Source organism: Paraburkholderia sp. C35 (assembly GCF_003121405.1).
GTDB lineage: Bacteria > Pseudomonadota > Gammaproteobacteria > Burkholderiales > Burkholderiaceae > Paraburkholderia.
The window spans coordinates 132,003-153,928 of the sequence record NZ_QBUY01000001.1 but is presented as its reverse complement, the minus strand read 5'-3'; the positions used below and the strand labels follow the sequence as shown (position 1 = coordinate 153,928).

Genomic DNA, 21,926 nt, shown 5'->3' with positions numbered 1-21,926 from the left:
GCATCTGCCGTCCGTGCCGCCAAACAAGAACAGCAGCGCATCCATCGGGACGGACCGGTTCACCTCGTGTCAACAATGCATCGGCGTAATACAGGGATCTACTGATCCCGCACCGTCACGTCACTCGACAGGCGCGCGGCAATGGCGCGCGCCGCGAGATCCAGCAGAAAACCCAGCACGCCGATCACGAGGATGACGGCCGTCAGCTCCGAATACGCGAGCCGGTCGCGGGTATCGAGAATCAGATAGCCGAGTCCCGCGCTCACGCCGAGCATTTCTGCAGGCACCAGTACGATCCACAAGATGCCGATGGCGAGTCTCACGCCAGTGAGCACATGCGCAGCGACGCCCGGCACATAGATATGCCAGAGCATTTCCGCACGCGTGGCGGCGAGGCTTTCGCCAAGCTGGATCCAGCGCCGGTCCAGATGTGCGACGCCCGACGCCGTGCTCATCACGAGCGGCCAGACAGCGGCGAACGCGAGCAGAAAATACACCGCACGATCGCCGACGCCGAGCGACATCACGGCCAGCGGCATCCACGAAAGCGGCGAGATCATGCGCAGAAACTGCAACGTGGGCGAGAGTGTCTGTTCGAGCCAGCGCAAACGGCCGACGGCGAAACCTAGTGGCACGCCGACCACGAGCGCCCATGCCAGTCCGACGGCAATACGCTTGAGACTGGTGGCCACGAGCACGAGCAACAGCTCCCTGCTGACGAGGGCAGGCAGGGCTTCGAGCGCGCGCTGCGGCGCGAACTGTGCGGCCATCGCGTGGTGGCCCGCGAGCAGCGTGACGGCGAGCCACCAGAGCGCCGGCGTGGCGGCGAGGCCCGCGACGCCCAGCGCGACACTGCGCCAATGCGCGGACGCTGGCTTGCGGCTGCGTGCAGGTGACGAAGCCTCACGAACGAGCACGCTAGACAACGATCGTCTCCTTGCGAACATAGCCCGCATCCTGACCGAACGCCGCGAGGCCGCCGGATGCTTCGATGCTCTTCTTCACGAAGCGGTCATCGACGAGGTCGCTTGCGACCTGCTTCGGATCGAGCGACGCGAGGAACTGGCTCGCGCCTTCCACCTGGGTCGTTTTCAGCCTGCGCACGAGTTCTTCTGTGTAGCTCGGATACGGATAGGGCTGGAAATCGATCCGCTTCGAGTTCCAGTCGGCGTGCTGGATCGCATGGTCGCCGAGATAACGGCCCTGATCGGCGGCCTGGGGCGCCAGCACGCGCGCGAGCAGTTGCGGCGCGTGCGGCGTGTAGTGATTCGGGCCTTCCTTCGACAGCAGCTTTGCGGCCTCTTGCGGATTGGCGCGCGTCCACAGTTGCGCCTTGACGATGGCGTCGACCACTTTCTGCGACCACGCTGCGCGCTGCGTCAGATCCTGCTCGTGCATGAAGATCACACAGCACGCGTGATTGCGCCATACGTCGCCCGTAAACCGCAGAATCTTGCCGACGTTCAGTTGCTCAGCCGCCGCATTGAACGGCTCGGCGACGATATAGCCCGCAATCTGTTTCGAGGCCAGCGCGGGCGGCATATCGGACGGCGCCATCACGATCAGGTTGACTTCCTTCGGCCCAGGCGTGCCCGAATGCTTCAGCACAGGCGTGAGGCCCTGCGCACGCAGCATGTCCTGCAGCACGACGTTATGCACCGAATACCAGAACGGCACGGCAACCGTCTTGCCGCCGAGATCCGCCACCGTGTTCACATCGGGCGAAACCGTCAATGCCGATCCATTCACGTGATTCCATGCCACTACCTTGGCGGGCGCCTTGCTGCCGTAGCGCGCCCACACCGTCATCGGAGAGAGCAGATGCACGACGTTGACCTGTCCGGACAGGAATGCCTCGACCAGTTGTGCCCAGCTTCGCAATAGCGTCGGCTTTTCCGCCTGAATGCCTGCCGCGTCGAAATAGCCGTTGTTATGGGCGACGAGCAGCGGCGTTGCATCGGTGATGGGCAGGTAGCCGATGCGTACGGGCGCATCCGGATCGACGGCAGCGCGCGCATCGAGCGATTTCAGCAGCGGCGCCGCGCCTGCGACGGTAAAGAGCGACGCGAGCTTGAGCCATTCGCGTCGTGACATCGGTACGTTGCACATGAAGATTCCCCGCTTGTTTGTGCCGGATTCGTCTGCCGGATTCAGGCTGTCTCTGATATCGAGTTTTGCAGCGCCTGAAGGATGGATATGCGCAACTCGCCGAGCGAGCGCACCTGGGTGTGGCGTGGCTGCGGCAGTTCGACTGCCCAACGTCCCACGAGCGTGCCGCGATTGCCGAGCAGCACGATCTGATCGGCGACCAGCAGCGCTTCGTCGATATCGTGCGTGACGAACAGCGCGGATGCGCCTGTGTTGCGCACGGCGGCGATCAGAAGCTGCTGCATGTCGGCGCGGGTCACTTCGTCGAGCGCGCCGAACGGTTCATCGAGCAGCAATGCACGCGGTTCGCGCGCGAGGCAGCGTGCCAGCGCGACGCGCTGCGCCATGCCGCCGGAGAGTTGCGACGGCAGCCAGTGACGCGCATGTTCCAGTCCGACGGCGGCCAGCGCGTTCGTCACCCGTTCCTTGCGGACCGTGCGCGTGAGTTGCGGCTGACGCGCGAACGTCAGCCCGAAAGCCACGTTGCGCTCGACCGTGAGCCACGGCAGCAGACACGGATCCTGAAACGCGAGCGCAACTTCGGGGCGCGGTCCATCTACCGTTGCGCCATCGACGCGAATCGTGCCGGACGTGACTCGCGTCAGGCCCGCGATGGCCCGCAACAGCGACGACTTGCCACAACCGCTTGGTCCGAGCAGCGCAACGAGTTCGCCCGGCGCGACCGCCAGATCCACGCCGTTCAGCACGCCGCGCGTGGCATAGCGCAGCGTGACGCCGCTCGCGACGATATGCGCGCCTTGCGTCATGCCGCTGCCGCCCGTCGATGCCGCGCGAGTTGCGACTTCAGTTGCACGAGGCTCGGCGTGACGATGGGGATGAACGACGCCTCTCGCACACGTCGCGCGCCGCCGCTCTGGCCACGCAGATAACCACGCCCACCCGTCGCCTGCACTTCGAGCGAGACGGCTTGCGTGACGGTATCGACGAGTGCGATGCGCAGCTCGAACATCGTTGCAGGCGAGTTGAAGAAGGTGCCGTCGAGCACGCCCTGCTTCAGTTGCGACGACTGACTGGCGAGCGTCGCTTCGAGTTCGTTAATTTCGTCGCGGATCGATCCACGCGACGCTTCGCTCGCTTCCAGCGTGGCGAGCAATGCACGCCGCGCGAGTCCGACCGACATCCCGCATTGCAGGCCGAGAAAGGCCGGGCGCACGCGGGCGAGCCACACGGGTGCGTTGGCGGCGAGCCGGTACGTGTCGTCGAGCACGGTGCCGTTGACGCGCAGCGCAGCCGTATTGCTTGCGCGCAGGGCGATCAGGTCGAGATCGTCGCTACGCTCGACGCCGGGTGCATCGTGCGGGATTGCGAAGATGGAGGGCGGCGAGCCGTCGTCGTGATCGAAGGCTGCGGCGGCGATGAAGCCTTCACGCCGCAGGTTGGTGATCCACGGCAGGCTGCCGTTCAGTGTGAACGCGTTGCCGCTGCGTGCCGCGTGCATCTGCAAGGACTCGATATCCGACAGATACTTCATCGCATTCGACAGCCCTGTGGCGCCTGCGATCTCGCCCGCAAGAAGCGGGGCCAGCCAGCGTGTGCGCAGCGCTTCGTTCTCGCTTTGCAGTACGTATTCGATGAAGGTGCGATGCCCCCACAGCACGAAGGCGGCGGTCAGCGAACGTTGAGCGACGGCGGCGACCGTATCGATTGCGTCCGCGATGCTGCCGCCCGTGCCGCCCAGCGCTTCGGGCACGCCCACCGCAACGGCACGCGAGCGCACCAGTTGCGGCAGCACCTCTGACGCACGGGATGCGTCGACGTCGAGTGCCTCGGCGTTCGCGTCGAGCCACGCGTCGAGCGCCTCGAAGCTCACGGGCGCGTTCATGCCGCCTGCGCCTTCGGCTCCCAGCGATACGCCTCGAGTTGCGGATTCAACTCGTTGCGCGCCAGGTTGTTCGCGAAGTTGCACAGCGTTGCAAGGCTCACGCCGAGAATCACTTCGAGTGCGTTGGCGTCACTGTAGCCGGCGGATTTGAACGCGGCGAAGGCTTCGTCGGACACAGCGCCGCGCGTGGCGATCACCTCGCGTGCGAACGCCGCGACAGCGTTCAAACGCACATCGGACACGGTGCCTTGCGCACGGATTTCATCGACAACCGCTTCGGGCAATTGCGCCTTTTTCAGCGCGACGGCCGTATGACCGGCAACGCAGAAACCGCAGCCGTGAATCGCGGCGGCCGTGATCTGCACGACTTCGCGTTCGGCCAGCGTGAGACCGCTGCGCGAATTGATTTCACCGACGGTCAGATAGGTTTCGAGCGCGGTGGGCGCATTGGCCAAGGCTGCAACCAGATTCGGCAGAAAGCCATTCGCGGCTTGCGACTTCTGAAGAAACGGGCGGCTGGCTTCGGGCGCGCTTTCGATGGTTTGGAGAGGCAGACGGCTCATGGCATCCTCGATCGGAAAGCCTCATTGTTGACGCCGCCAGTCGAGCCGGCAATGCGCCGCCGTCTCGCTTTCATGCGCGTTTGTCTCAAGTCAATGGACGGGCGTTTGAGCGGCGCTTGCGGGCTCGCGGCGACATGTACCCGGCGGCAGGCCCGTGACGCGTTTGAAGGCCTGTGCGAAGGCGGATTCCGATTGATAGCCGACGTGCTCGGCGGTGCTGAGCGTCGATGCGCCGTGCCGCAACATCTCCGCCGCGACCTTCATGCGCAGCAGGGCAAGAAACTGCGCAGGAGGCTGTCCGCACGCTTGCGCAAACTGCTTGCAGAAACGCGCACGCGACATGTGGCAAAACGCCGCCATCGTGTGCGTGGTCCAGTCGTCGCCGGGTTTCTCGATGATCGCGCTGACGAGCGGCGTAAATTCGGAGCGCCGCATCACCGACCACAGGCCCGGCGCGAAATCGTCGGCGCTGGCGACGGCGCGCAGCGCATAGAAGAACAGCGCATCCGTCAGACGATTGATGAGCGGCGAGGGCGCGTCGTGCGCTCGGGCGGCTTCCACACGGATCAGATCGAATAGCGTGCGCGCGCCGTGCAGCTTCGCGTCATCGTGACGCGCGAGGATGTGATCGGGCAGCAGGCCGGTGATCGCTTCGCCGAGATCGGAACGGAATTCGAAGAAGCCGCACGCCAGCGCGATGCCATCGTGTGAACCGTCGAGTGCGTCGAGCGGCGTCATGGCGCCGATGCGCACGGCGTATTCGGCAGCGGATGGCGCGTTGGAATCAGGCGTCAGACAATGCGCCATGTCGTGCATCAGAAACACGGCATCGCCCGCGACGAGCCGCGTGCTTTGCGCGGCGCGGCCGTTTTTGGCCGGAAGATGAAGCCAGCAGGTGCCTTCCAGCACCAGATGAAAACTCGCGCGCTGATGGCCTGCCGTCGACGCGCGATACGCCCCGCAGTAGCGCCCCACGTGAAACAGGGTGCTTCGCAGTTCGAGTCCGGAGAGCAGCCAGTCGGCGGCCTGTTCGGCGGAGGTCGGCATGATGGGCGTAGGCGGTGAAGCCATGGGAAGTCGATGGCGGATTTCGAGCTTAGCGTTGTGCGCTTGCGCCGTAAAACAAGCGATCGTGGAATGCATATGCGTTTGCGGCATAAGCTTTGCACCGTGGTGAGCGGCGGGCGGTCTTCGGCTGGCTGATGCGCGTTTGCGGGACTTACGTTACGCCAAGCTCGAACAGACGATGTGTTTCATCGCGCTCCGTGCCCCCTGCGCGTGCCCGTTTCCAGCCGAGTGAGCGGCCATAGGCGCCAAGCGCACCGTCGTGCACGAGTTGCGCTTCGTCGACAGCCACGTGCTCGTTCGCGAACGGGTGCACGTACAGCGCGTCGGCGGGGCAATACAGCTCGCACATGAAGCAGGTCTGGCACGCGTCGGGGCGGGCGATGACGGGAATACTGCCCTTCACGGCATCGAACACGTTGGTCGGGCAGACGTCGACGCAACGGTCACAGGCAGTGCAGCGCGATTCGCTGATAAGTTCGATCAAAACGGGGTGTCCTGTCAGGCGATGGCGGGGGCGGCAACGGTCTGCCAGCGCAGCGCGGGTTCATCCTCCACGCCGCCGATCAGCAGCCGCGACGCAAGACCGTCTTGCAGCGGAAAGTCGTCACGCCGATGCATCCCGCGCGTTTCGCGCCGCGCGAGCGCACTCGTGTACGACAGTTTCGCGACGTACATCAGCGCGTGGGCGCTGCGGCTGGCAGCGAGTGACGCTTCAGCGGGTGCGCGGGTTGCGAGCGCGGCTTCGATGGTGCGCAGCGCAGCCGTGAGCCGTGGTTCACGGCGGAACAGATGGACCTCGGGCGGCCGGACATCGCGTTCGAGCGTTTCAGCGGCGGCGTGCGGATCGCTGGTGGCAAGCTGCGCACGGAGCGCGTCGACGTCGACCGCTTGCAGGCCGCTGTGCGCTTTCGCGAAGCGGCTTGCCGCCGCGCCCGCCCAGCTTCCCGTGGCGATGGCCCATGCGGCATTCGGCGAGCCGCCGCCTGTGCGCGCACCGACGATCACTTCACGCGAGGCCGCGTCGCCTGCCGCATAGAGGCCCGGCACGTCGGTACTGCCGTCGGTATCGGCAAGGCGGATGCCGCCCGTGCCGCGCACCGTGCCTTCGTGGCGCAGGCCGACGGGGAAGCGCGTACGGAACGGGTCGATACCCATGCGGTCGTAGGGCAGGAAGGCGTTGGCCTGACCCGAGCGCAGCCATCGTTCGATCTCGGGCGTCGCGCGATCGAAGACGGCAAACACGGGCTCGTGGATGAGCGTTCTGGCCACGGGGATAAACGCATCGTCCTCGTCGACAGGAAGTGGCCTGCCGTCCTGCGTCGAATAACTGGCCCAGATGAACGGCAAACCCTTGGTGACCGACGAGAACGCCGCCGCGAGGCCGTACTGGCTGGAAAACTCCATCCCGGAGAACAGCGCGCCTGCTTCGGCCGCCGCCAGATGCCCGTCGCCCGTGCAGACGTTGGTGCCGAGCGCGCCGCCCAGAAACGCGCAGCCGCCCGTGGCGATCACGCAGGCATTGGCGCTTACCTGCCAGCGCGAGCCGTCGCGGCGCTCGCCGAATGCGCCTGTGACGCGGCCCTCGCGCTGGTCGCGCACGAGGCCAAGCAGCGGCGCATGATCGAGTATCGTCACGCCCGCGCGTCGAATCTGCTGACGCATGAAGCGCATGTAGTCGGGGCCGCGCAGCGTGGCGCGATTCGGCGTGCCGTCATCCTTGCGCGGAAATGGAAAGCCGAGCGTCTCGAGCAGTTGCAATTGACGCGCTGAAGCGTCGAGCACGCTCGACGTCCATGACAGTTCGCTGAGTTCGCCGCCGCTGCGATAACGCTCTACGAAATGACGCGCGTAATCGTCTGGGTCCGGCACGTACCAGACATTGTTGTTCGAGGCAGCGGCAGCGCCCGACGTGCCGCAGTAGCCCTTGTCGGCGAGCACGACGCTCGCGCCGCTGCGTGCCGCCATCAGCGCGGCCCATGTGCCCGCCGGGCCGCCGCCTGCCACGAACACGTCCGCCTGCAACGCAACGTCGTGCTGGTCGTGTGACGCGCTCATGCGTGCCCGTCCCACGGCACCAGCGCCTTTTGCACGCGCCGCAGGCCCCATTCGATCGTGGCGGCGATCAGCGCGATCACGATGATGCCCATGATGACCACATCGGTTTCGAGGAACTGCCCGGCGGACTGGATCATGAAGCCGAGCCCACGCGTGGCCGCGATCAGTTCCGCTGCAACCAGTACCGACCAGCCGACGCCCAGGCCGATGCGAATGCCCGTCAGCACGTCCGGCGCGGCGGAAGGTATCACCACGTAGCGTACGATTTGCCAGCTGGACGCACCGAGCGCGCGCGCACCACGCACACGTCCCGGCTTCACGCGCTTCACGCCTTGCTGCGTGGCAATTGCAAGAGGCGCGAAGATGGCGAGCCAGATGAGCAGCACCTTCGACGGCTCGCCGATCCCGCACCAGATCACGATGAGCGGCAGATACGCAAGCGGCGGAATCGGGCGATAAAACTCGATCAGCGGATCGACGATGGCCTGTGCGACGCGGTTCATGCCTGTCAGAATGCCGACGGGAATGGCGGTGACGATGGCCAGCAATAGCGCGGCGAGCATGCGATGCAGACTGGCGAGCGTGTGTTCGAGCAGCGTGGCATTGCTGGAGCCATCCGTGGCGACGGTGACGAATTTCTGCGCGACGGCAGCAGGCGACGGCAGAAACACCGGGCTGACCAGTTGAAGACGCGCCGCAACGGCCCATGCGACGATCAGCACAACCACAGTCACTGCGCTGATCTGGCGCGAACTGAGCCATGCGGCACGCGGCGTACCCGCTGCATGCTGCGAGCCGGAATCTGCGGCCGCGTCCGGCGTACCGGGCGCTGCACGCACGGATTGATCGGCTGCGCTCATATCTTTTCTCCCTCGTCGGCGAAGAAGGTCGTTTCGAGTTCGTCACGCAGTCGCGCGAACGCCGGGTCATTGCGGATCGCGCGGGCGCTTTCGCCTGCTGCGAAACGCCGCCCGAAGTCCAGCGCGCGCACGGTCTCGATACGGCCAGGGTCGCCTCGCATCAGCACGAGATCGGTGGCCATGAAGAGTGCTTCCGTGATGTCGTGCGTGATCATCAGCATGCCCTTGTCGTAGCGCGTCCAGAGTTGCAGCAGGTATTCCTGCATGCGTTGACGCGTGAACGCGTCGAGTGCGCCGAGCGGTTCGTCGAGCAGCAGAAAGCGCGGATCGACGGCAAGCGAGCGTGCAAGATTCACGCGCTGACGCATGCCGCCCGAAATCTTCCACAACGGATAGTCGGCGTACTCGCTCAGACCTGTCAGCGCCAGCAGCGAGTCGACCTTGTCGCGCAACGCGTCGCGTGGCAAGCCGTGCAGCTTCAACCCGAAGCCGATGTTCTGCGCGACGTTCTGCCACGGCAGCAAGGCATCGTCCTGCGAGACGACGCCGCGTTCCGCGCCCGGCCCCGTCACGGCCACGCCGTCCAGCGTGACCTTGCCGGCCGTGGGCGCGATGAATCCCGCGATCACGTTCAGCAGCGTGGTCTTGCCGCAACCCGAAGGACCGAGCACTACCGTGAAACTGCCGTCGCGCAGATCGAGATCGATATTCGACAGCACGGTACGGCGCCTTGCGCCCGTTTCGAAGTCGACGCTGACGGATTCGACGCGAATCATCGGCTGGCCTGTCGCGTCGGCTTACTGCTTGATCGCCTGCTGCACATAGGCGGCAGTGACGGTCGGACGATAGTCGGGCAGCAGCGTGTCGAGGCGCTTCTGCTCCTTGAGGAACTTCGATGTATCCGCCAGCGCGGTGGCCGTGCCGCCGCCCAGCAGCATGCTGCCCGGCTGCTCGTTGAGCAGCGGATAGGTCGTGCCGTGAAGCAGCGGCGGCACATCGGCCGGGTCGGAGCCGCTGACGCGCGCGATGGCCTCGACTTCAGGCGAACTCGCCGTCCAGTTCGCGCCGTTCTTCCGGTAGTCCTCGTTCACCTGGCCCGTCACCTTCGCGAAACTCACCAGAAAGTCCGGATGCGATTGCGCAAAGTCTTTGCGCACGACCCACGCGAGGAAAGTTGGCGAACCCCATTTGCGGACCTCGGCCGACGTCGTGAAGATCTTGCCGGTCTTCTGGATCTTGCCGAGCGCGGGCTCCCATACATACGCGCCGTCGATGTCGCCGCGCTGCCATGCGGCGGCGATTTCGGGCGGCGCGAGATTGAGGATCGTCACGCGATCGGCAGGGACGTTCCAGTGCTTGAGCGCGGCCAGCAGGCTGTAGTGGGTGGTGGACACGAAGGGCACGGCGATCTTCTTGCCGATCAGGTCTTGCGGCGTATTGATGTTGCTGCCGTTGCGCACGACGAAGGCTTCCGCCGAACCGATTTCCGCCGCAACAAAAAATGTCTCGATAGGCAGACCGCGCGTGACGCCCGCAGCCAGCGGGCTGCTGCCCGTGAAGCCGACCTGCACGTCGCCCGATGCCATCGCGGCGATCACGTCGGCACCCGTGTTGAACTTGCGCCAGTTGATCTGGTAACCGCTGTCCTTTTCATACAGACCTTTGGCCTGCGCGATCTTGGAAGGCTCGATGTCGGTCTGATAGCCGATAGTCACGGTCTTGTCGGCCGCATGCGCGAGTGAAGTGCCGAGGATCGCGCTCGCGAACAGCGGGGCAAGCAGCCGGATAAAAAATCGTGTGTTCATTGCATGGACCCTGAATGGATAAAACAGGCAGATGAAGGCGCCGGATGGCGCTTAACGTGCGGAATACAACACCACGTCGATTTCCACGCGGGCGTTGCGACCCAGTTGCGCGACGCCGATCGTGGTGCGCGCGGGGAGCCGCGCCGTATCGTCGAAGTAACGGTCGTAGATGCGGTTGAAGCCCGTGTAGTCGGTGTCGAATTCGCGCAGATAGATGCGTACGAAAACCGTATCCGACAACGCAAAGCCCGCGTGCCCGACGATCCGTTCGATACTGCGGAAACACAGCTGCGCCTGCGCTTCGATGCCTTCTGGCAAGGGCTGATCCGGCGCATCGGGATCGATGGGGAGTTGCCCTGTGACATGCAGCCAGCCGCCTGCTTCGACCGCGTGGCTATAACGCGCCGATGGCGGCGGCGGAGCGGCATCGGGCGCCCGGTGATACACAATGGAAGACATGACGGCAGCACTCTCCGGGCGCGATGTTCACGCATTTGACCGATTCGTCGTTGTTATAACAACGACACTGTGAAGCGAGTATAGGTGCATGCTGTTCGCGTTCAAAGCGATCATTTCTGACATGCTTATGTCGGCGTTCGATTTGCGCGTCGTGCACAATCACGCACCGGCAACGCCTTGCCGCACTTGGGGTTCAACTATCGATGGGAAAAGCCAGACAATCAGCCGCGCCGCTCTATGACCGTGTCCGTGACGCCTTGCATGCGCGCATCCTCGACGGCACGTATCCGCCGGGTTCGCGCCTGCCGACCGAGCACGAACTGTGCGAGTCGTACGGCGTCAGCCGGATCACGATCCGACAGGCGCTGGAGCGACTGCGTCAGGAAGGATGGGTCGAGAAGATTCACGGTCAGGGCACCTTCGTGCAACGATCGCGCGCCGTGCAGAACATCAGCGCGCTGCAGAGCTTTTCGGAGGCAATGACGCCGCTCGGGCATCGCGTGTCGAACCGGGTGGAGAGCGTGCGTGTCGTGGATGCCAACAGCCAGTTGTCGAGCCGCTTGCGACTGAATGCGCAAGCGCGAGTAACGGAGATCCAGCGCGTGCGGATGCTGGACGGCGTGGCCGTATCGTTCGAAGTGACGTACGCGGCGCATGAGATAGGCGAGCAACTGCTCACCGCCGATCTGGCGAACCGCGACATCTTCCACGTCATCGAGCAGGATTGCGGCGAGCGCATCGGTCATGCCGACCTCTCCATCCGTTCGATGCCCGCAAGCGAGGCAGTGGCAGCCGCACTGGAAGTCGAGCCGGGCAGCTCGTTGCTCGGTATCGAGCGAGTCGTGTATAGCCGCGACGGCGCGCCCGTGCTGTTCGAAGCGCTAAACTATCGCGGCGACGCGTTCCAGTATCAGTTGAGAATCGAGCGGTCGAAGCGGTAGGGCGATAACACGGTCGATATGCGCTTCCAGTCATATCGAATGTCGAAATGATGATTTGCCATGACGCGGCACGCACATAAGATGCCGTTCTTTACGCTCGATTCCTGCCATGCCTCGCCAGATCCGTTTCAACGCTTTCATGATGAATTGCGCCGTGCATCTCGCGCCGGGGCAGTGGGCCGCGCCGCAAGATCAATCGGTTGGTTATCTGGACACGGCGTATTGGGTCGAACTGGCAAAGCTGCTCGAAGAAGGGTTGTTCGACGGCCTGTTCCTCGGCGACGTGATCGGCATCTATGACGTGTTCGCCGGGAATGCCCGCGCCGCAGTGCGCACCGCCGCGCAGGTGCCGATGAACGACCCGACCGTGCTCGTCCCGCTGATGGCACACGCGACGAAGCATCTGGGTTTCGGCGTGACGGTATCGGTCGCGTATGAAGCGCCGTATCTGCTGGCACGCCGGTTCAACACGCTCGATCATCTCAGCGGCGGACGGGTGGCGTGGAATATCGTCACGTCGTATCTGCAGAGCGGCGCGCGCAGCCTCGGCGATACCGCGCTGCGCGCGCATGACGAACGTTACGATCGCGCCGATGAGTTTCTCGACGTCTGCTACAAGCTGTGGGAAGGCAGTTGGGAAGAAGGCGCGGTGGTGCGTGATCGGGTCAACGGCATCTACGCCGATCCCGATCGTGTTCATGCGATCACGCATCAGGGGCGCTACTTCGAGACGGACGGCATCTTCCAGTGTGAGCCGTCGCCGCAACGCACGCCACTGCTGTTTCAGGCAGGCGGTTCAGAGCGCGGCACACGTTTCGCGGCCCAGCACGCCGAGTGCATTTTTCTCGGCGCACCGACGCGTAACGGCCTGCGCAAAGCCGCGCAGAGCGTGCGCACTGCGCTCGCCGAAGCGGGCCGCGCGCCGGACAGTGCGCGGCTCTTTGCGATGTTGACCGTGATCGTCGATGAAACGGCGCAGCAGGCGCAGGCCCGTTACGCTGAATATCGTGAGCGCGCGAGCTACGAAGGTGCGCTCGCGCTGCTGTCAGGCTGGACGGGCATCGACCTGTCGCGCTACCAGCCGGACGATACGCTCGCCTATGTCGATACCGACGCGGGCCAGTCGGCGCTCGCCTCGTTCAGCAAACTCGATCCCGATAAGGTGTGGACGGTGCGCGATGCTGTCGAATTCGTGTCGATCGGCGGGCGCGGCGCAGTGGTAGTGGGCGATGCATCGCAGGTCGCGGATGAACTGCAGTCGATTGTCGAGGAAACGGGTATCGATGGTTTCAACCTGACATGGGTCGAGTCGCCGCGCACGTTCCGCGACATCGTGCGCTATCTCGTGCCTGAATTGCAGCGCCGTGGCGCGTATAAAACTCACTACGAAGAAGGCACGTTGCGCGAGAAGCTGCTGGGCGGTGACCGCTATCTGAGCGCGCCGCATATCGGCGCGAGCTACCGGCGTTGATCTCACTGAGCGTTTGCCACGCTCGCGCAACGTGTGTCGTCAGATCAGGCGTCGGTGAACGCGTTGGCGACGTGCAGCGTATGTGAATACACCGCGCCGGCACGCAGAACAACCACGATTGCGTACGCTTCGTCCATCGCTTCGACGTGTTCATCGGCGTCGAGTGCCCGCTGGTGAAAGAGCTGTCGGCGAGCTTCGTTTGCTTGCGTATAGCCGACTGCCGCCGCAACGATGGAGACAAAGCCGGCTTTGAGCGCATCGGTGTCGAAGACGGCTCGCAGGAAATCCGCTCGCGCGGACGCGACAGGCTTGCCAGCAAGATGCGCTTCGTTGTCGAGCGTGAAGCCCTCCTTGCCGAAGGAGATCGCCGCATCGCCAAGCGATTCCAGCGCTGCCGCGATATAGCTCACGGCGAACGCTTCCTGCTCCGATGCGCCGAATTTGCGCGCCAGTTCCGCATGATGTTCGATACAGAACGCGCAGCGCGTTACCTGTGCCACTGCAACGGCCACGAGATGCTTGTCCTTTTCGGACAGATGCCCGTCGCGCCATACAGGCGCGGACAGCGCCCGAAAGGCCTTCGGGCCTGCATGCTTACGTTCGAGTGCGCCGAGCAGGCGCGCTTCGTCGGCATGGGTACGGTCTTGACTCATTGATTCCTTTTCCTCTTCCTTTTACCAGTCGGCGTTAGCCCGCAACGCTCGTCTGCTCGGCGTGACTCGATGCAGCCTGGCTCGCCGAGCGGCGCACGGGATCGGCCGCAGCGAGCACGGCAATCAGGCTCAGCAGGCCGAGCGCGGAGATATACGCGCAGATCAGCCACGGCGCGCCGTTGCCCGCTGCCAGCAGGGCCGCCGCGACGAACGGCGTCAGCCCGCCCGACAGCAGCGTGCCGATCTGGTAGCCCAGCGAGATGCCGCTATAACGCACTTCCACGGGAAACTGTTCGGCGAACCATGCCGCACCCGGCGCGTAGATGGCGGCATCGAAGATAGCGAGCTCGATCGCGTACACGAGCGGCAGATAGGCCAGATTGCCGTGATCGAGGAACCAGAAGAACGGCCACACCAGCAAACTGATACCGACCACGGCCCAGATCGCCGGACGACGCCGGCCGATGCGATCGGACAGCGCGGCCCAGAGCGGCGTCGCAATCACCGCGAAGATCGAGCCGATAATCACGGCGCTCAATGCCGCCGACGCGCCGCCGCGTTTCATGTTCAGATAGCTGATCGCGTAGGTGGTCACGATTGCGTACATCGCGGGCTGCAGCAGGCGCAGGCCGATCGTCACGAACAGCGCGCGCCGATGATGACGCAGCACCTCCGCGACAGGCAGACGGCGGATACGCCCTTCGGCTTTCACGGCGATGAAGGGCGCCGGTTCGTCGATGCGTGTGCGCACGAACACGCCGACTGCGACGAGGATCACGCTGAACAGGAACGGCAGGCGCCAGCCCCACGCGGAGAAGGCATCGGCGGAAAGCGACGAGCGCACGATCAAAAACGTCGCCGACGCGAGCAGCATCCCCGCTGCGGAACCCGCCTGTGTGAACGAGCCGAGCAGCCCGCGCGAACGTGGCCGCGCATGCTCGACGGCCAGCAGCGAAGCGCCGCCCCATTCCGCGCCTGTCGCCACGCCCTGAAGCAGGCGCAGCAGCACGAGCAGCGCAGTGGCGAGCAGACCCGCTGTCGCATAGCTGGGCAGCAGTCCCGTCAGCACGGTTGCAATACCCATCAGGACGAGCGAGAACACCAGCACCTGCTTGCGTCCCAGGCGGTCGCCGAAGTGTCCCGCGAAGACGGCCCCGAGCGGCCGCGCGAAAAAGCCCACGCCATATGCAGCGAATGCGCCGAGGATGCCCGTCAATGGATTGGTCGAAGGCGGAAAAAACGTGTGACTGAAGATGAGTGCCGAAGCCGTACTGTAGATGTAGAAGTCGTACCACTCGATGGTCGTGCCGAAGAAGGCGGCGAATCCGACTTTCTTCGAGTTGGTGTGTGCGGTTGGGGTGGCGGGTTGAGCGGTCGACATAAAGACTATAAGCAGAATGCAAGCAGGTTAAGCGAACGTCAGTTGTACACTGATTATCCAAAACTCTTAACGATGATCGATGCTTTGCTATCGAGAAAAGATGCTAAGCGAGTTGCCACATGCGTGAAAAGGAGAGCATCGCATGGCTTTACAGTGCAATGTTGTCTGAACTGGACGCTATAGCGCGCATGCTCGCGTTCACTGCATGCGCGGCACATATCGTTAGCAAGATTGATTCGTTGGAGAAGGGGAAAGTCTTTACTTAGGCTGCGGGATTGCTCTCCACACTCTTTCCCGATGATTCACGACGTCTCCCGCCGCACACGCGCAAATCATTCGAATAACACCTCTTTCGCACTCCTCGGCGCACTGGCTGTCGGCGCATCCTTGCTGCTGACCGGCTGCAGCAAATCGGACGCCGATACGAATGCGCAACGCGCGCAAGCATTGAAGCCCGTTTCGGGCGGCTCGCTGACCTGGGGTGTGACGACCGAGCCAGCCTGCTTCGATCCGCATCGCTCGTCGCAGCAGAACGCGTTCTGGGTGATCCGCAATTACATCGATTCGCTGATCAGCAAGAAGACAGACGGCACCTACGCGCCGTGGCTCGCCAGATCCTGGACGGTCGCTGACGACGGCAAGAGCTACACCTTCAATCTGCGCGACGACGTGCACTTCACCGATGGCACGCCGTTCGATGCGAACGCCGTCAAGGCCAACTTCGACTACATCCTGAAGAACGTCAGTACGACCTCGGCATCGGCCTCGTTGCTGGTGCATTTCGATCACGCCGAAGTGGTGTCGCCGTATGTCGTGCGGCTCGTGATGAAACAGCCGGATTCCACCACGCTCGAATCGCTGTCGAGCGTGAAACTCGGCTTCATCTCGCCGAAAGCGCTCGCCGACAACAAGGATCTGTGCGGCGGCGGGCCGGGCATCGTTGGCACCGGGCCGTTCGTGTTCAGCTCGTATCAGCGCGGACAGTCAGCGACGTTCACGCGTAACCCTGCGTACAAGTGGGCGCCGGACAATGCACAACACCAGGGCGCCGCGTACCTCGAACATGTGACATACCGCTTTCTGCCCGAGGCCGCCGTACGCACGGGCGCGCTCAGTTCGGGGCAGGTGGACCTGATCGAAGGCGTACAGCCCACCGACGTCAGCGTGTTCGACAAGGTGGACGGCTTCCAGTATCTGACCGGCCCATCGGCGACGACATCGTTCACGTTGAACATCAACTACACGGTCGCACCCGCAAACGACGTCCGCGTGCGGCGCGCGCTGCGCGACGGCTTCGATCTCGATGCGATCGTCAAGAGCGTGTATCTCGGCACAGTTCAGCGGGCCTGGTCGAACATCGGGCCGGATAATCCCGATTACAACGCGCAACTCAAACAGTCGTGGGGCAACGACGTCAAGGAGGCCAACCGCCTGCTCGACGAAGCAGGTTGGACTACGCGCGACAGCGAAGGCTTCCGTACCAGGGACGGCAAGCGCCTGTCGATCGAAGTCGGCTACCCGCAGCCCTACGTGCGCGACAGCCGCGACGTGCTGATCCGCGCGATCCAGTCGGCGTTGCGCCAGAACATCGGTCTCGATCTCGGGCTGCGTATCACGACGGCGGGCGATTTCGCGAACCAGAAGGCCACGGGCAACTGGACCATCTACCCGAACACCGACAATCCGTCCGACGTGGCGATGGAGCTGTGGGACATGCTGGGCGACCAGGGCTTCCTGTACAACGCGATCAAAACGCCGGATCAGACCATCGTCGATACGATCAACCGGGCGCGGCTGCAGCCGGTCGGCGACGAGCGCCGCAAGCTGCTTGCCTTCGTGCAGAAGCGCGCAGTCGATGAGGCGTTCATCGTGCCGCTCTTTGCACCTGCGTATCACCTTGCCGCGAAATCGACGGTGCATGGCGTAGGCTTCGAGCCGCAACTCGACGGCCCGGCGAGTTCGTACGACATCTGGGTCGAGAAGCAGGGAGGCTGACGTGATCAGGCAGCTTGTCACGCGTGTGCTGACGGGCATGCTGGTGATGTGGCTCGCGGCGACCACGGCCTTTCTCGCGATTCACGCACTGCCGGGCCGTATCGAGGACGTGCTGGCGGGCGACCTCGCGTATCCCGGCTTGCGTGAAGCCATTGCCGCACAGTGGGGCCTCGATCACAGCCTGCTCTGGCAGTACGGACAGTTCCTGCTGCGTCTCGCGCGTGGCGATCTCGGCACGTCCTTCGTGATGCAGCAGCCGGTGCTGGCCGTGCTCGGCAGCCAGTTGTGGCCGACCATCCAGCTCGCCTGTGCGGCGGGCGTGCTGGCCATCGTGCTCGCCTTGCTCGTTGCGACCTCGACGGCGGGGCTGGCGGCGGGCCGCCATGCGTGGGCGAGCCGCATCGCATCCGCGCTCGAATTGCTGTTCACGTCGTCGCCCGTGTTCTGGCTCGGGCTGTTGCTGCTGATCGTGTTCTCGTTTCACTGGCGGCGGGTTCCGGTGTCGGGCGCGGCGGGCTGGCGCGCACTGGTGCTGCCCGCCGTGACGCTGGCGCTGCCGACAGCGGGCGTGCTGTCGCAGGTCATGCGTGAAGCGCTGGAGGCCGTGTTCGAACGGCCTTTCGTGACGACGGTGAGGGCGCGCGGTGTGTCCGAATTTGCGCTGCGCACGCGGCATGTGCTGCGTCATGCGTTGTTGCCCGTCGTCACGTTGGGCGGGTGGCTGATCGGCGGCCTGCTGGGCGGCGCGGTGATCACCGAGAAGATGTTCGGCCGGCCCGGCATCGGCAGCGTGACGTTGACGGCGGTGACGTCGCAGGACGTGCCCGTCGTGCTGGCCGTGGTGCTGCTGGCCGCGTTCGTGCACGTGGCGATCTCGACGCTGCTCGACGTGCTGTATCTGTTCATCGATCCGAGGCTGCGCGCATCATGAGTGATCTTTCTACGGCTGGCGTTGCACAGCCGCGTCGCCTGACGCTTGTCAGCCGTCTGCCCGCAGCGGTGTGGGTATCGGCCGCATTTCTGCTGGCGCTGGCTTTTGCGCTGGCTTTTCCGCAAGTTGTGACGTCCTACGATCCCCTCGTCAGCGACGTTGCCCACGCGATGCAGGCGCCTGACGCCACACACTGGTTCGGCACGGACCGCATCGGCCGCGACGTGTTGGCGCGCGTCGTGTATGGCGCGCGCTATTCGCTGCTGATCGGGCTTGCCAGCATGATTGTCAGTCTGCTGATCGGTCTCGTGATCGGCATGACGGCGGGGTTGGGACGTCGTGCCGTCGATGAAAGCGCGTCGCGCGTGTTCGACGTGCTGTCGGCCTTTCCGCCGATTCTTCTGTCGCTGTTCGTCGTGACGTTTCTTGGTCAGGGCATCGTCAATATTGCCGTGGCAGTCGGCATCGCGGGGATTCCGAAGTTCGGCCGTGTGCTGCGCGCGCAGACGCTGGTGGTGCGCCGCGCCGACTATGTGACGCATGCGGTGGTGTGGGGGCAGACGCGCCGCGAGGTGTTTCTGCGTCACATCCTGCCGAACGTGCTGGCCGCGATACCCGTGATCGCCACCATCGATATCGGCAGCGCGATCATCGCGGTGTCCGCTCTGAGCTTTCTGGGTCTCGGCCCGCAGCCGCCGACGCCCGAATGGGGCGTGATGCTCGCCGAAGGCCGCGACGTACTGCGAGTGGCCTGGTGGCCGAGCGTGTTTCCCGGCATGGCGATTACGTTGACGGTGATTGCGTTCTCCGTGATCGGCAAGTATCTGTCACGCGTCTACGGAGTCAAAGCGCGATGAAAAACGATTTCTCCACGGCGCGCACGCTGGTCGATGTGCGTGGACTCGAGATCCGCTTTCCCGATGCAAACGATGGCGAACCGCTGGTGCGAGGCGTCGATCTGACGATACGCGCAGGCGAATGTGTTGCGCTCGTTGGCGAGTCGGGTTCCGGAAAGAGCCTGACGGCGCGCAGCCTGATCGGCCTGGCGGGCCACGGCGCGCGGATTTCGGCGCAACGCTTCGAGATCGACGGAAGGAGCGCGCTGCAATTTCGCGAGCGCGACTGGCGCGGCGTGCGCGGCGGATTCGCGGGACTGGTGATGCAGGACGCGCTGGTATCGCTCGATCCGTTGCGCACGATTGGCGCCGAGATTGAAGAGACGCTCGCGCTGCATGTGCGCTCTGACTCGCGTGCGGCGCGCCGCGCGCGCGTGCTGGAGACGATGCGCGATGTCGGCATGCCTGAGCCCGAGCAACGCGCGCAGCAGTATGCGCACGAGTTGTCGGGCGGTTTGCGGCAGCGGGCGCTGATCGCGTCGGCGATCGTCGCGGGCCCGGCGCTCGTGATCGCTGACGAGCCGACTACCGCGCTCGACGTGACGGTGCAGGCGCAGATTCTCGATGTGCTGGCTGCGCGCCTGCGTGAAGGCGTCGGTGTGCTGCTGGTGTCGCACGATCTCGCCGTGGTGGCGGAGGTAGCCGACCGCGTGCTGGTGATGCATCGCGGCGAAGTGGTGGAAAGCGGCGCGACGCATGAGGTGTTGACGCGTCCGGCGCATGCCTACACGCGGCGGCTGATCGCTGCGCAGCCGTCTGCTGGCTCGCGGGGGCAGCGGCTGACGTCGGCGCGTCTCGATGATGACGCGCCTTCCGGACATGCGTCGCTGATCGGGCGTGATCCGTTGCCGCCTCGCCAGCGGGTGTCGGATGAAGCGTTGTTGCAGGTCGAAGCGGTCGGCAAGCGATATCAGCGGCGAGGCGCAAGCAAGCGCGCCACCGACACAGGCGAGTTCATCGCGCTCGACGATGTTTCTTTCGAGGTGCGGCGAGGTGAAGTAGTTGGTATTGTCGGCGAATCGGGTTCGGGCAAGAGCACATGTGCGAAGCTCGTGCTCGGACTCGCGGCGCCGTCGGCGGGCCAGGTGCGCTTTCTCGGCACGCAATGGAATGGCGCAGGCGTGCATGAGGCGGCGCGCCGTGCGTTGCGCCCAAAACTGCAGTACATCCCGCAGGATCCGCTCAGTTCGTTCGATCCGCGTTATACCGTGCGGCAATTGCTCGCTGAAGCGTTGACCACGTCGGCACTCGATCCGCAGCAGATACGCGATCGTAGTGTCGAATTGCTCGAACATGTCGGACTCGATGCGCGCCATCTCGAACGGCGGCCGCTGTCGTTATCGGGCGGTCAGCGGCAGCGCGTGGCGATTGCGCGTGCGATTGCACCTCAGCCTGAGCTGATCGTCTGCGACGAGCCTGTTTCGGCGCTCGATGTCTATGTGCAGGCACAGGTGCTCGATCTGCTCGGCACCTTGCAGGCCGAACTGGGTTTGTCGCTGCTGTTCATCTCGCACGATCTCGATGTGATCCGGCATGTCAGCGACCGTGTGCTGGTTTTCAAGGATGGGCGCGTTGTCGAAGCAGGCGATGCGCAACGGCTGTTCGATGCGCCACAGCATGCGTATACCCGCTTGCTGATGTCGTCGGCGCCGTCGCTGCGGCGCGCGAAGAAGGAAGCGGGCAGCGATGCGCACACGCGTGAAGTCGAGTTGCATGCCGGTTAAGCGTGAATCTGCAAGCCTGGTGCTAGCGTCGGCTTGCGTGCAACCCGCGCACGCACCTCGGGCGAGGCAAGACAGGTTGCCACCGCTTCGTAGCCGGGCGCGCCCGGATAGGGCGCGACACGCATCGGCGGACTGTGATTGGCGGGGCAAAGAATGATGGCCTCGTCGGCGCCGATTAGCGAAAGATCGAGTACCGCCGACGAACGCGTCAAGATGAACAGTGTCTGTTGTGCTGTTTTCGCACGGTGGCGAAGATAGGCGATCAACGCTTCCTGAGTCGATTGATCGAGATCCTCTTCGATCATATCGACAATCAATGCGCGAGGCGCCTCGCTTTCCAGTGCAGCGAGCAAGGCAACCAGTGCTGCTGAAGCGCTAGAGCCTTCGTCGACGAGCCACGCTAGAGCCTGATCGACGCGTGATCTGAGCGCGGCATCGGCGTTCAGCAACGCAACGGATTCAGCGCTGGCATGATCGAGCCGGTCGAGACCGATGAATATCGTGTCGGGCAGCGTTTCCGCAAGCCTGTGTGCAAGGCGCGTCTTCCCGCTGCCCAGCGATCCGATGATGTAGTTCAACGGACGGAGATCGCGCAACTCGAACCATTCCCCGCCCCACGGCCACGGCAATTCGAAAGCCACGCGCGGCCCGGCCCGGTCGAGCAGACCGGCCAGCTCCGCCCCGGCGGGCAACTGGCCTTGCGCGATATCCGACTGAAGCCTGCGTACCTTGTCGAGCTTCGCAACCAGATCGTGCATCTGCCGACCCAGCGCGGTTTCATGTGCAGCCAGCGCGGAAGCCAGCCCCCGCGCGTCGCCTTGCAGCACGCGGGCAATCTCGGTCAGACTGAGACCGAGCGCGCGCAGGCCCACGACCTCCGTGGCACGCGCCATGTCATGCTCGCCGTACGCCCGATATCCGGCTGCCGTGCGGCGTGGAGATAACAACCCGTGCTGTTCGTAAAGCCGCAACGCTTTCACGGAAACGCCGAGCCTTCTGGCTGCCTCGGATGCGTTCAGACCATGGGCGGGATGTGTCATCTGTCACCTTTCTCTGTTCGTTGAAGAGTGACAATCAGCATGAGGGTAACCCCAAGGTCCGGGTCAACAGGCGTCGCGGATTTTATTTAGCCG

Annotated in this window: 21 protein-coding genes; 6 read left to right on the top strand and 15 right to left on the bottom strand. The window is 64.2% G+C overall.

Annotated features, from left to right (window positions below; genetic code table 11):
* Positions 1-98 precede the first annotated feature (98 nt).
* The 12 genes from DK391_RS00680 to DK391_RS00625 form a co-directional block, all read right to left on the bottom strand.
* Positions 99-926, bottom strand: coding sequence for an ABC transporter permease (locus DK391_RS00680; RefSeq protein ID WP_204117262.1), 828 nt, complete (start codon positions 924-926; stop codon positions 99-101).
* Positions 919-2,109 (bottom strand): ABC transporter substrate-binding protein, encoded by a 1,191-nt coding sequence (locus DK391_RS00675; RefSeq protein ID WP_109476053.1) that lies wholly within the window; start codon positions 2,107-2,109, stop codon positions 919-921. The genes DK391_RS00680 and DK391_RS00675 overlap by 8 nt, the downstream gene beginning before the upstream one ends.
* 41 nt (positions 2,110-2,150) lie before the next feature.
* The gene (locus DK391_RS00670) at positions 2,151-2,915 is read right to left on the bottom strand and encodes an ABC transporter ATP-binding protein (RefSeq protein WP_109476052.1); all 765 of its coding nucleotides are present in this window, start codon (positions 2,913-2,915) and stop codon (positions 2,151-2,153) included.
* Positions 2,912-3,991: an acyl-CoA dehydrogenase family protein gene (locus tag DK391_RS00665; RefSeq protein ID WP_109476051.1), complete on the bottom strand. Its 1,080-nt coding sequence runs from the start codon at positions 3,989-3,991 to the stop codon at positions 2,912-2,914. The genes DK391_RS00670 and DK391_RS00665 overlap by 4 nt, the downstream gene beginning before the upstream one ends.
* Entirely contained in the window at positions 3,988-4,554 is a 567-nt protein-coding gene (locus tag DK391_RS00660) for a carboxymuconolactone decarboxylase family protein (RefSeq protein WP_109476050.1), read from the bottom strand. Before DK391_RS00660 ends, DK391_RS00665 begins: the two co-directional genes overlap by 4 nt.
* A gap of 90 nt (positions 4,555-4,644) precedes the next feature.
* Entirely contained in the window at positions 4,645-5,601 is a 957-nt protein-coding gene (locus DK391_RS00655; RefSeq protein WP_109476159.1) for an AraC family transcriptional regulator, read from the bottom strand.
* Positions 5,602-5,773: 172 nt separating this feature from the next.
* The gene (locus DK391_RS00650) at positions 5,774-6,106 is read right to left on the bottom strand and encodes a 4Fe-4S binding protein (protein WP_109476049.1); all 333 of its coding nucleotides are present in this window, start codon (positions 6,104-6,106) and stop codon (positions 5,774-5,776) included.
* Positions 6,107-6,120: 14 nt separating this feature from the next.
* On the bottom strand, positions 6,121-7,677 hold the full coding sequence (locus DK391_RS00645) for an FAD-binding protein (RefSeq protein WP_109476048.1): 1,557 nt from the start codon (positions 7,675-7,677) through the stop codon (positions 6,121-6,123).
* Positions 7,674-8,537: an ABC transporter permease subunit gene (locus tag DK391_RS00640; RefSeq protein WP_109476047.1), complete on the bottom strand. Its 864-nt coding sequence runs from the start codon at positions 8,535-8,537 to the stop codon at positions 7,674-7,676. Before DK391_RS00640 ends, DK391_RS00645 begins: the two co-directional genes overlap by 4 nt.
* Entirely contained in the window at positions 8,534-9,313 is a 780-nt protein-coding gene (locus DK391_RS00635) for an ATP-binding cassette domain-containing protein (protein WP_109476046.1), read from the bottom strand. Before DK391_RS00635 ends, DK391_RS00640 begins: the two co-directional genes overlap by 4 nt.
* A gap of 21 nt (positions 9,314-9,334) precedes the next feature.
* On the bottom strand, positions 9,335-10,342 hold the full coding sequence (gene tauA, locus DK391_RS00630) for a taurine ABC transporter substrate-binding protein (RefSeq protein ID WP_109476045.1): 1,008 nt from the start codon (positions 10,340-10,342) through the stop codon (positions 9,335-9,337).
* Between the two features lie 51 nt (positions 10,343-10,393).
* Positions 10,394-10,801 (bottom strand): RidA family protein, encoded by a 408-nt coding sequence (locus tag DK391_RS00625; RefSeq protein WP_109476044.1) that lies wholly within the window; start codon positions 10,799-10,801, stop codon positions 10,394-10,396.
* 203 nt (positions 10,802-11,004) lie between these two features.
* Here DK391_RS00625 and DK391_RS00620 point away from each other — a divergent pair, with 203 nt between their 5' ends.
* Both DK391_RS00620 and DK391_RS00615 read left to right on the top strand, forming a co-directional pair.
* Positions 11,005-11,742, top strand: a complete 738-nt coding sequence (locus DK391_RS00620) for a GntR family transcriptional regulator (RefSeq protein WP_109476043.1) — start codon at positions 11,005-11,007, stop codon at positions 11,740-11,742.
* A gap of 109 nt (positions 11,743-11,851) precedes the next feature.
* Positions 11,852-13,213 carry an LLM class flavin-dependent oxidoreductase gene (locus DK391_RS00615; protein ID WP_109476042.1) on the top strand — a complete coding sequence of 454 codons (1,362 nt, stop codon included), beginning with the start codon at positions 11,852-11,854 and terminating at the stop codon, positions 13,211-13,213.
* A 44-nt stretch (positions 13,214-13,257) separates the two neighbouring features.
* Here DK391_RS00615 and DK391_RS00610 read toward each other — a convergent pair whose 3' ends face one another.
* Both DK391_RS00610 and DK391_RS00605 read right to left on the bottom strand, forming a co-directional pair.
* Positions 13,258-13,866, bottom strand: a complete 609-nt coding sequence (locus DK391_RS00610; protein WP_109476041.1) for a carboxymuconolactone decarboxylase family protein — start codon at positions 13,864-13,866, stop codon at positions 13,258-13,260.
* A gap of 34 nt (positions 13,867-13,900) precedes the next feature.
* Entirely contained in the window at positions 13,901-15,247 is a 1,347-nt protein-coding gene (locus DK391_RS00605; protein ID WP_109476040.1) for an MFS transporter, read from the bottom strand.
* 387 nt (positions 15,248-15,634) lie between these two features.
* Between DK391_RS00605 and DK391_RS00600 the strand changes: the two genes are divergently transcribed.
* From DK391_RS00600 to DK391_RS00585, 4 genes are read left to right on the top strand one after another with little or no spacing between them, the layout of a single operon-like run.
* A complete protein-coding gene (locus DK391_RS00600) occupies positions 15,635-17,242 on the top strand; it encodes an ABC transporter substrate-binding protein (protein WP_239482646.1) in 1,608 nt (535 codons plus the stop codon).
* A 1-nt stretch (position 17,243) separates the two neighbouring features.
* Positions 17,244-18,173: an ABC transporter permease gene (locus DK391_RS00595; protein WP_109476038.1), complete on the top strand. Its 930-nt coding sequence runs from the start codon at positions 17,244-17,246 to the stop codon at positions 18,171-18,173.
* Positions 18,170-19,030, top strand: coding sequence for an ABC transporter permease (locus DK391_RS00590; RefSeq protein WP_109476037.1), 861 nt, complete (start codon positions 18,170-18,172; stop codon positions 19,028-19,030). The genes DK391_RS00595 and DK391_RS00590 overlap by 4 nt, the downstream gene beginning before the upstream one ends.
* Entirely contained in the window at positions 19,027-20,793 is a 1,767-nt protein-coding gene (locus DK391_RS00585; RefSeq protein WP_109476036.1) for an ABC transporter ATP-binding protein, read from the top strand. Before DK391_RS00590 ends, DK391_RS00585 begins: the two co-directional genes overlap by 4 nt.
* Here the strand turns inward: DK391_RS00585 and DK391_RS00580 are convergent.
* Positions 20,790-21,833 (bottom strand): MerR family transcriptional regulator, encoded by a 1,044-nt coding sequence (locus DK391_RS00580; RefSeq protein ID WP_109476035.1) that lies wholly within the window; start codon positions 21,831-21,833, stop codon positions 20,790-20,792. The two genes, DK391_RS00585 and DK391_RS00580, sit on opposite strands and share 4 nt — an antisense overlap.
* Between the last annotated feature and the right edge of the window lie 93 nt (positions 21,834-21,926).

Bases quoted from the DNA above. Each gene is read 5' to 3' on its own strand.
- DK391_RS00670 (WP_109476052.1), bottom strand. From the start codon at position 2,915: ATGACGCAAGGCGCGCATATCGTCGCGAGCGGCGTCACGCTGCGCTAT.
- DK391_RS00665 (WP_109476051.1), bottom strand. From the start codon at position 3,991: ATGAACGCGCCCGTGAGCTTCGAGGCGCTCGACGCGTGGCTCGACGCG.
- DK391_RS00615 (WP_109476042.1), top strand. From the start codon at position 11,852: ATGCCTCGCCAGATCCGTTTCAACGCTTTCATGATGAATTGCGCCGTG.
- DK391_RS00620 (WP_109476043.1), top strand. From the start codon at position 11,005: ATGGGAAAAGCCAGACAATCAGCCGCGCCGCTCTATGACCGTGTCCGT.
- DK391_RS00645 (WP_109476048.1), bottom strand. From the start codon at position 7,677: ATGAGCGCGTCACACGACCAGCACGACGTTGCGTTGCAGGCGGACGTG.
- DK391_RS00625 (WP_109476044.1), bottom strand. From the start codon at position 10,801: ATGTCTTCCATTGTGTATCACCGGGCGCCCGATGCCGCTCCGCCGCCG.
- DK391_RS00660 (WP_109476050.1), bottom strand. From the start codon at position 4,554: ATGAGCCGTCTGCCTCTCCAAACCATCGAAAGCGCGCCCGAAGCCAGC.
- DK391_RS00610 (WP_109476041.1), bottom strand. From the start codon at position 13,866: ATGAGTCAAGACCGTACCCATGCCGACGAAGCGCGCCTGCTCGGCGCA.
- DK391_RS00675 (WP_109476053.1), bottom strand. From the start codon at position 2,109: ATGTGCAACGTACCGATGTCACGACGCGAATGGCTCAAGCTCGCGTCG.
- DK391_RS00655 (WP_109476159.1), bottom strand. From the start codon at position 5,601: ATGCCGACCTCCGCCGAACAGGCCGCCGACTGGCTGCTCTCCGGACTC.
- DK391_RS00635 (WP_109476046.1), bottom strand. From the start codon at position 9,313: ATGATTCGCGTCGAATCCGTCAGCGTCGACTTCGAAACGGGCGCAAGG.
- DK391_RS00640 (WP_109476047.1), bottom strand. From the start codon at position 8,537: ATGAGCGCAGCCGATCAATCCGTGCGTGCAGCGCCCGGTACGCCGGAC.
- tauA (WP_109476045.1), bottom strand. From the start codon at position 10,342: ATGAACACACGATTTTTTATCCGGCTGCTTGCCCCGCTGTTCGCGAGC.
- DK391_RS00580 (WP_109476035.1), bottom strand. From the start codon at position 21,833: ATGACACATCCCGCCCATGGTCTGAACGCATCCGAGGCAGCCAGAAGG.
- DK391_RS00585 (WP_109476036.1), top strand. From the start codon at position 19,027: ATGAAAAACGATTTCTCCACGGCGCGCACGCTGGTCGATGTGCGTGGA.
- DK391_RS00590 (WP_109476037.1), top strand. From the start codon at position 18,170: ATGAGTGATCTTTCTACGGCTGGCGTTGCACAGCCGCGTCGCCTGACG.
- DK391_RS00605 (WP_109476040.1), bottom strand. From the start codon at position 15,247: ATGTCGACCGCTCAACCCGCCACCCCAACCGCACACACCAACTCGAAG.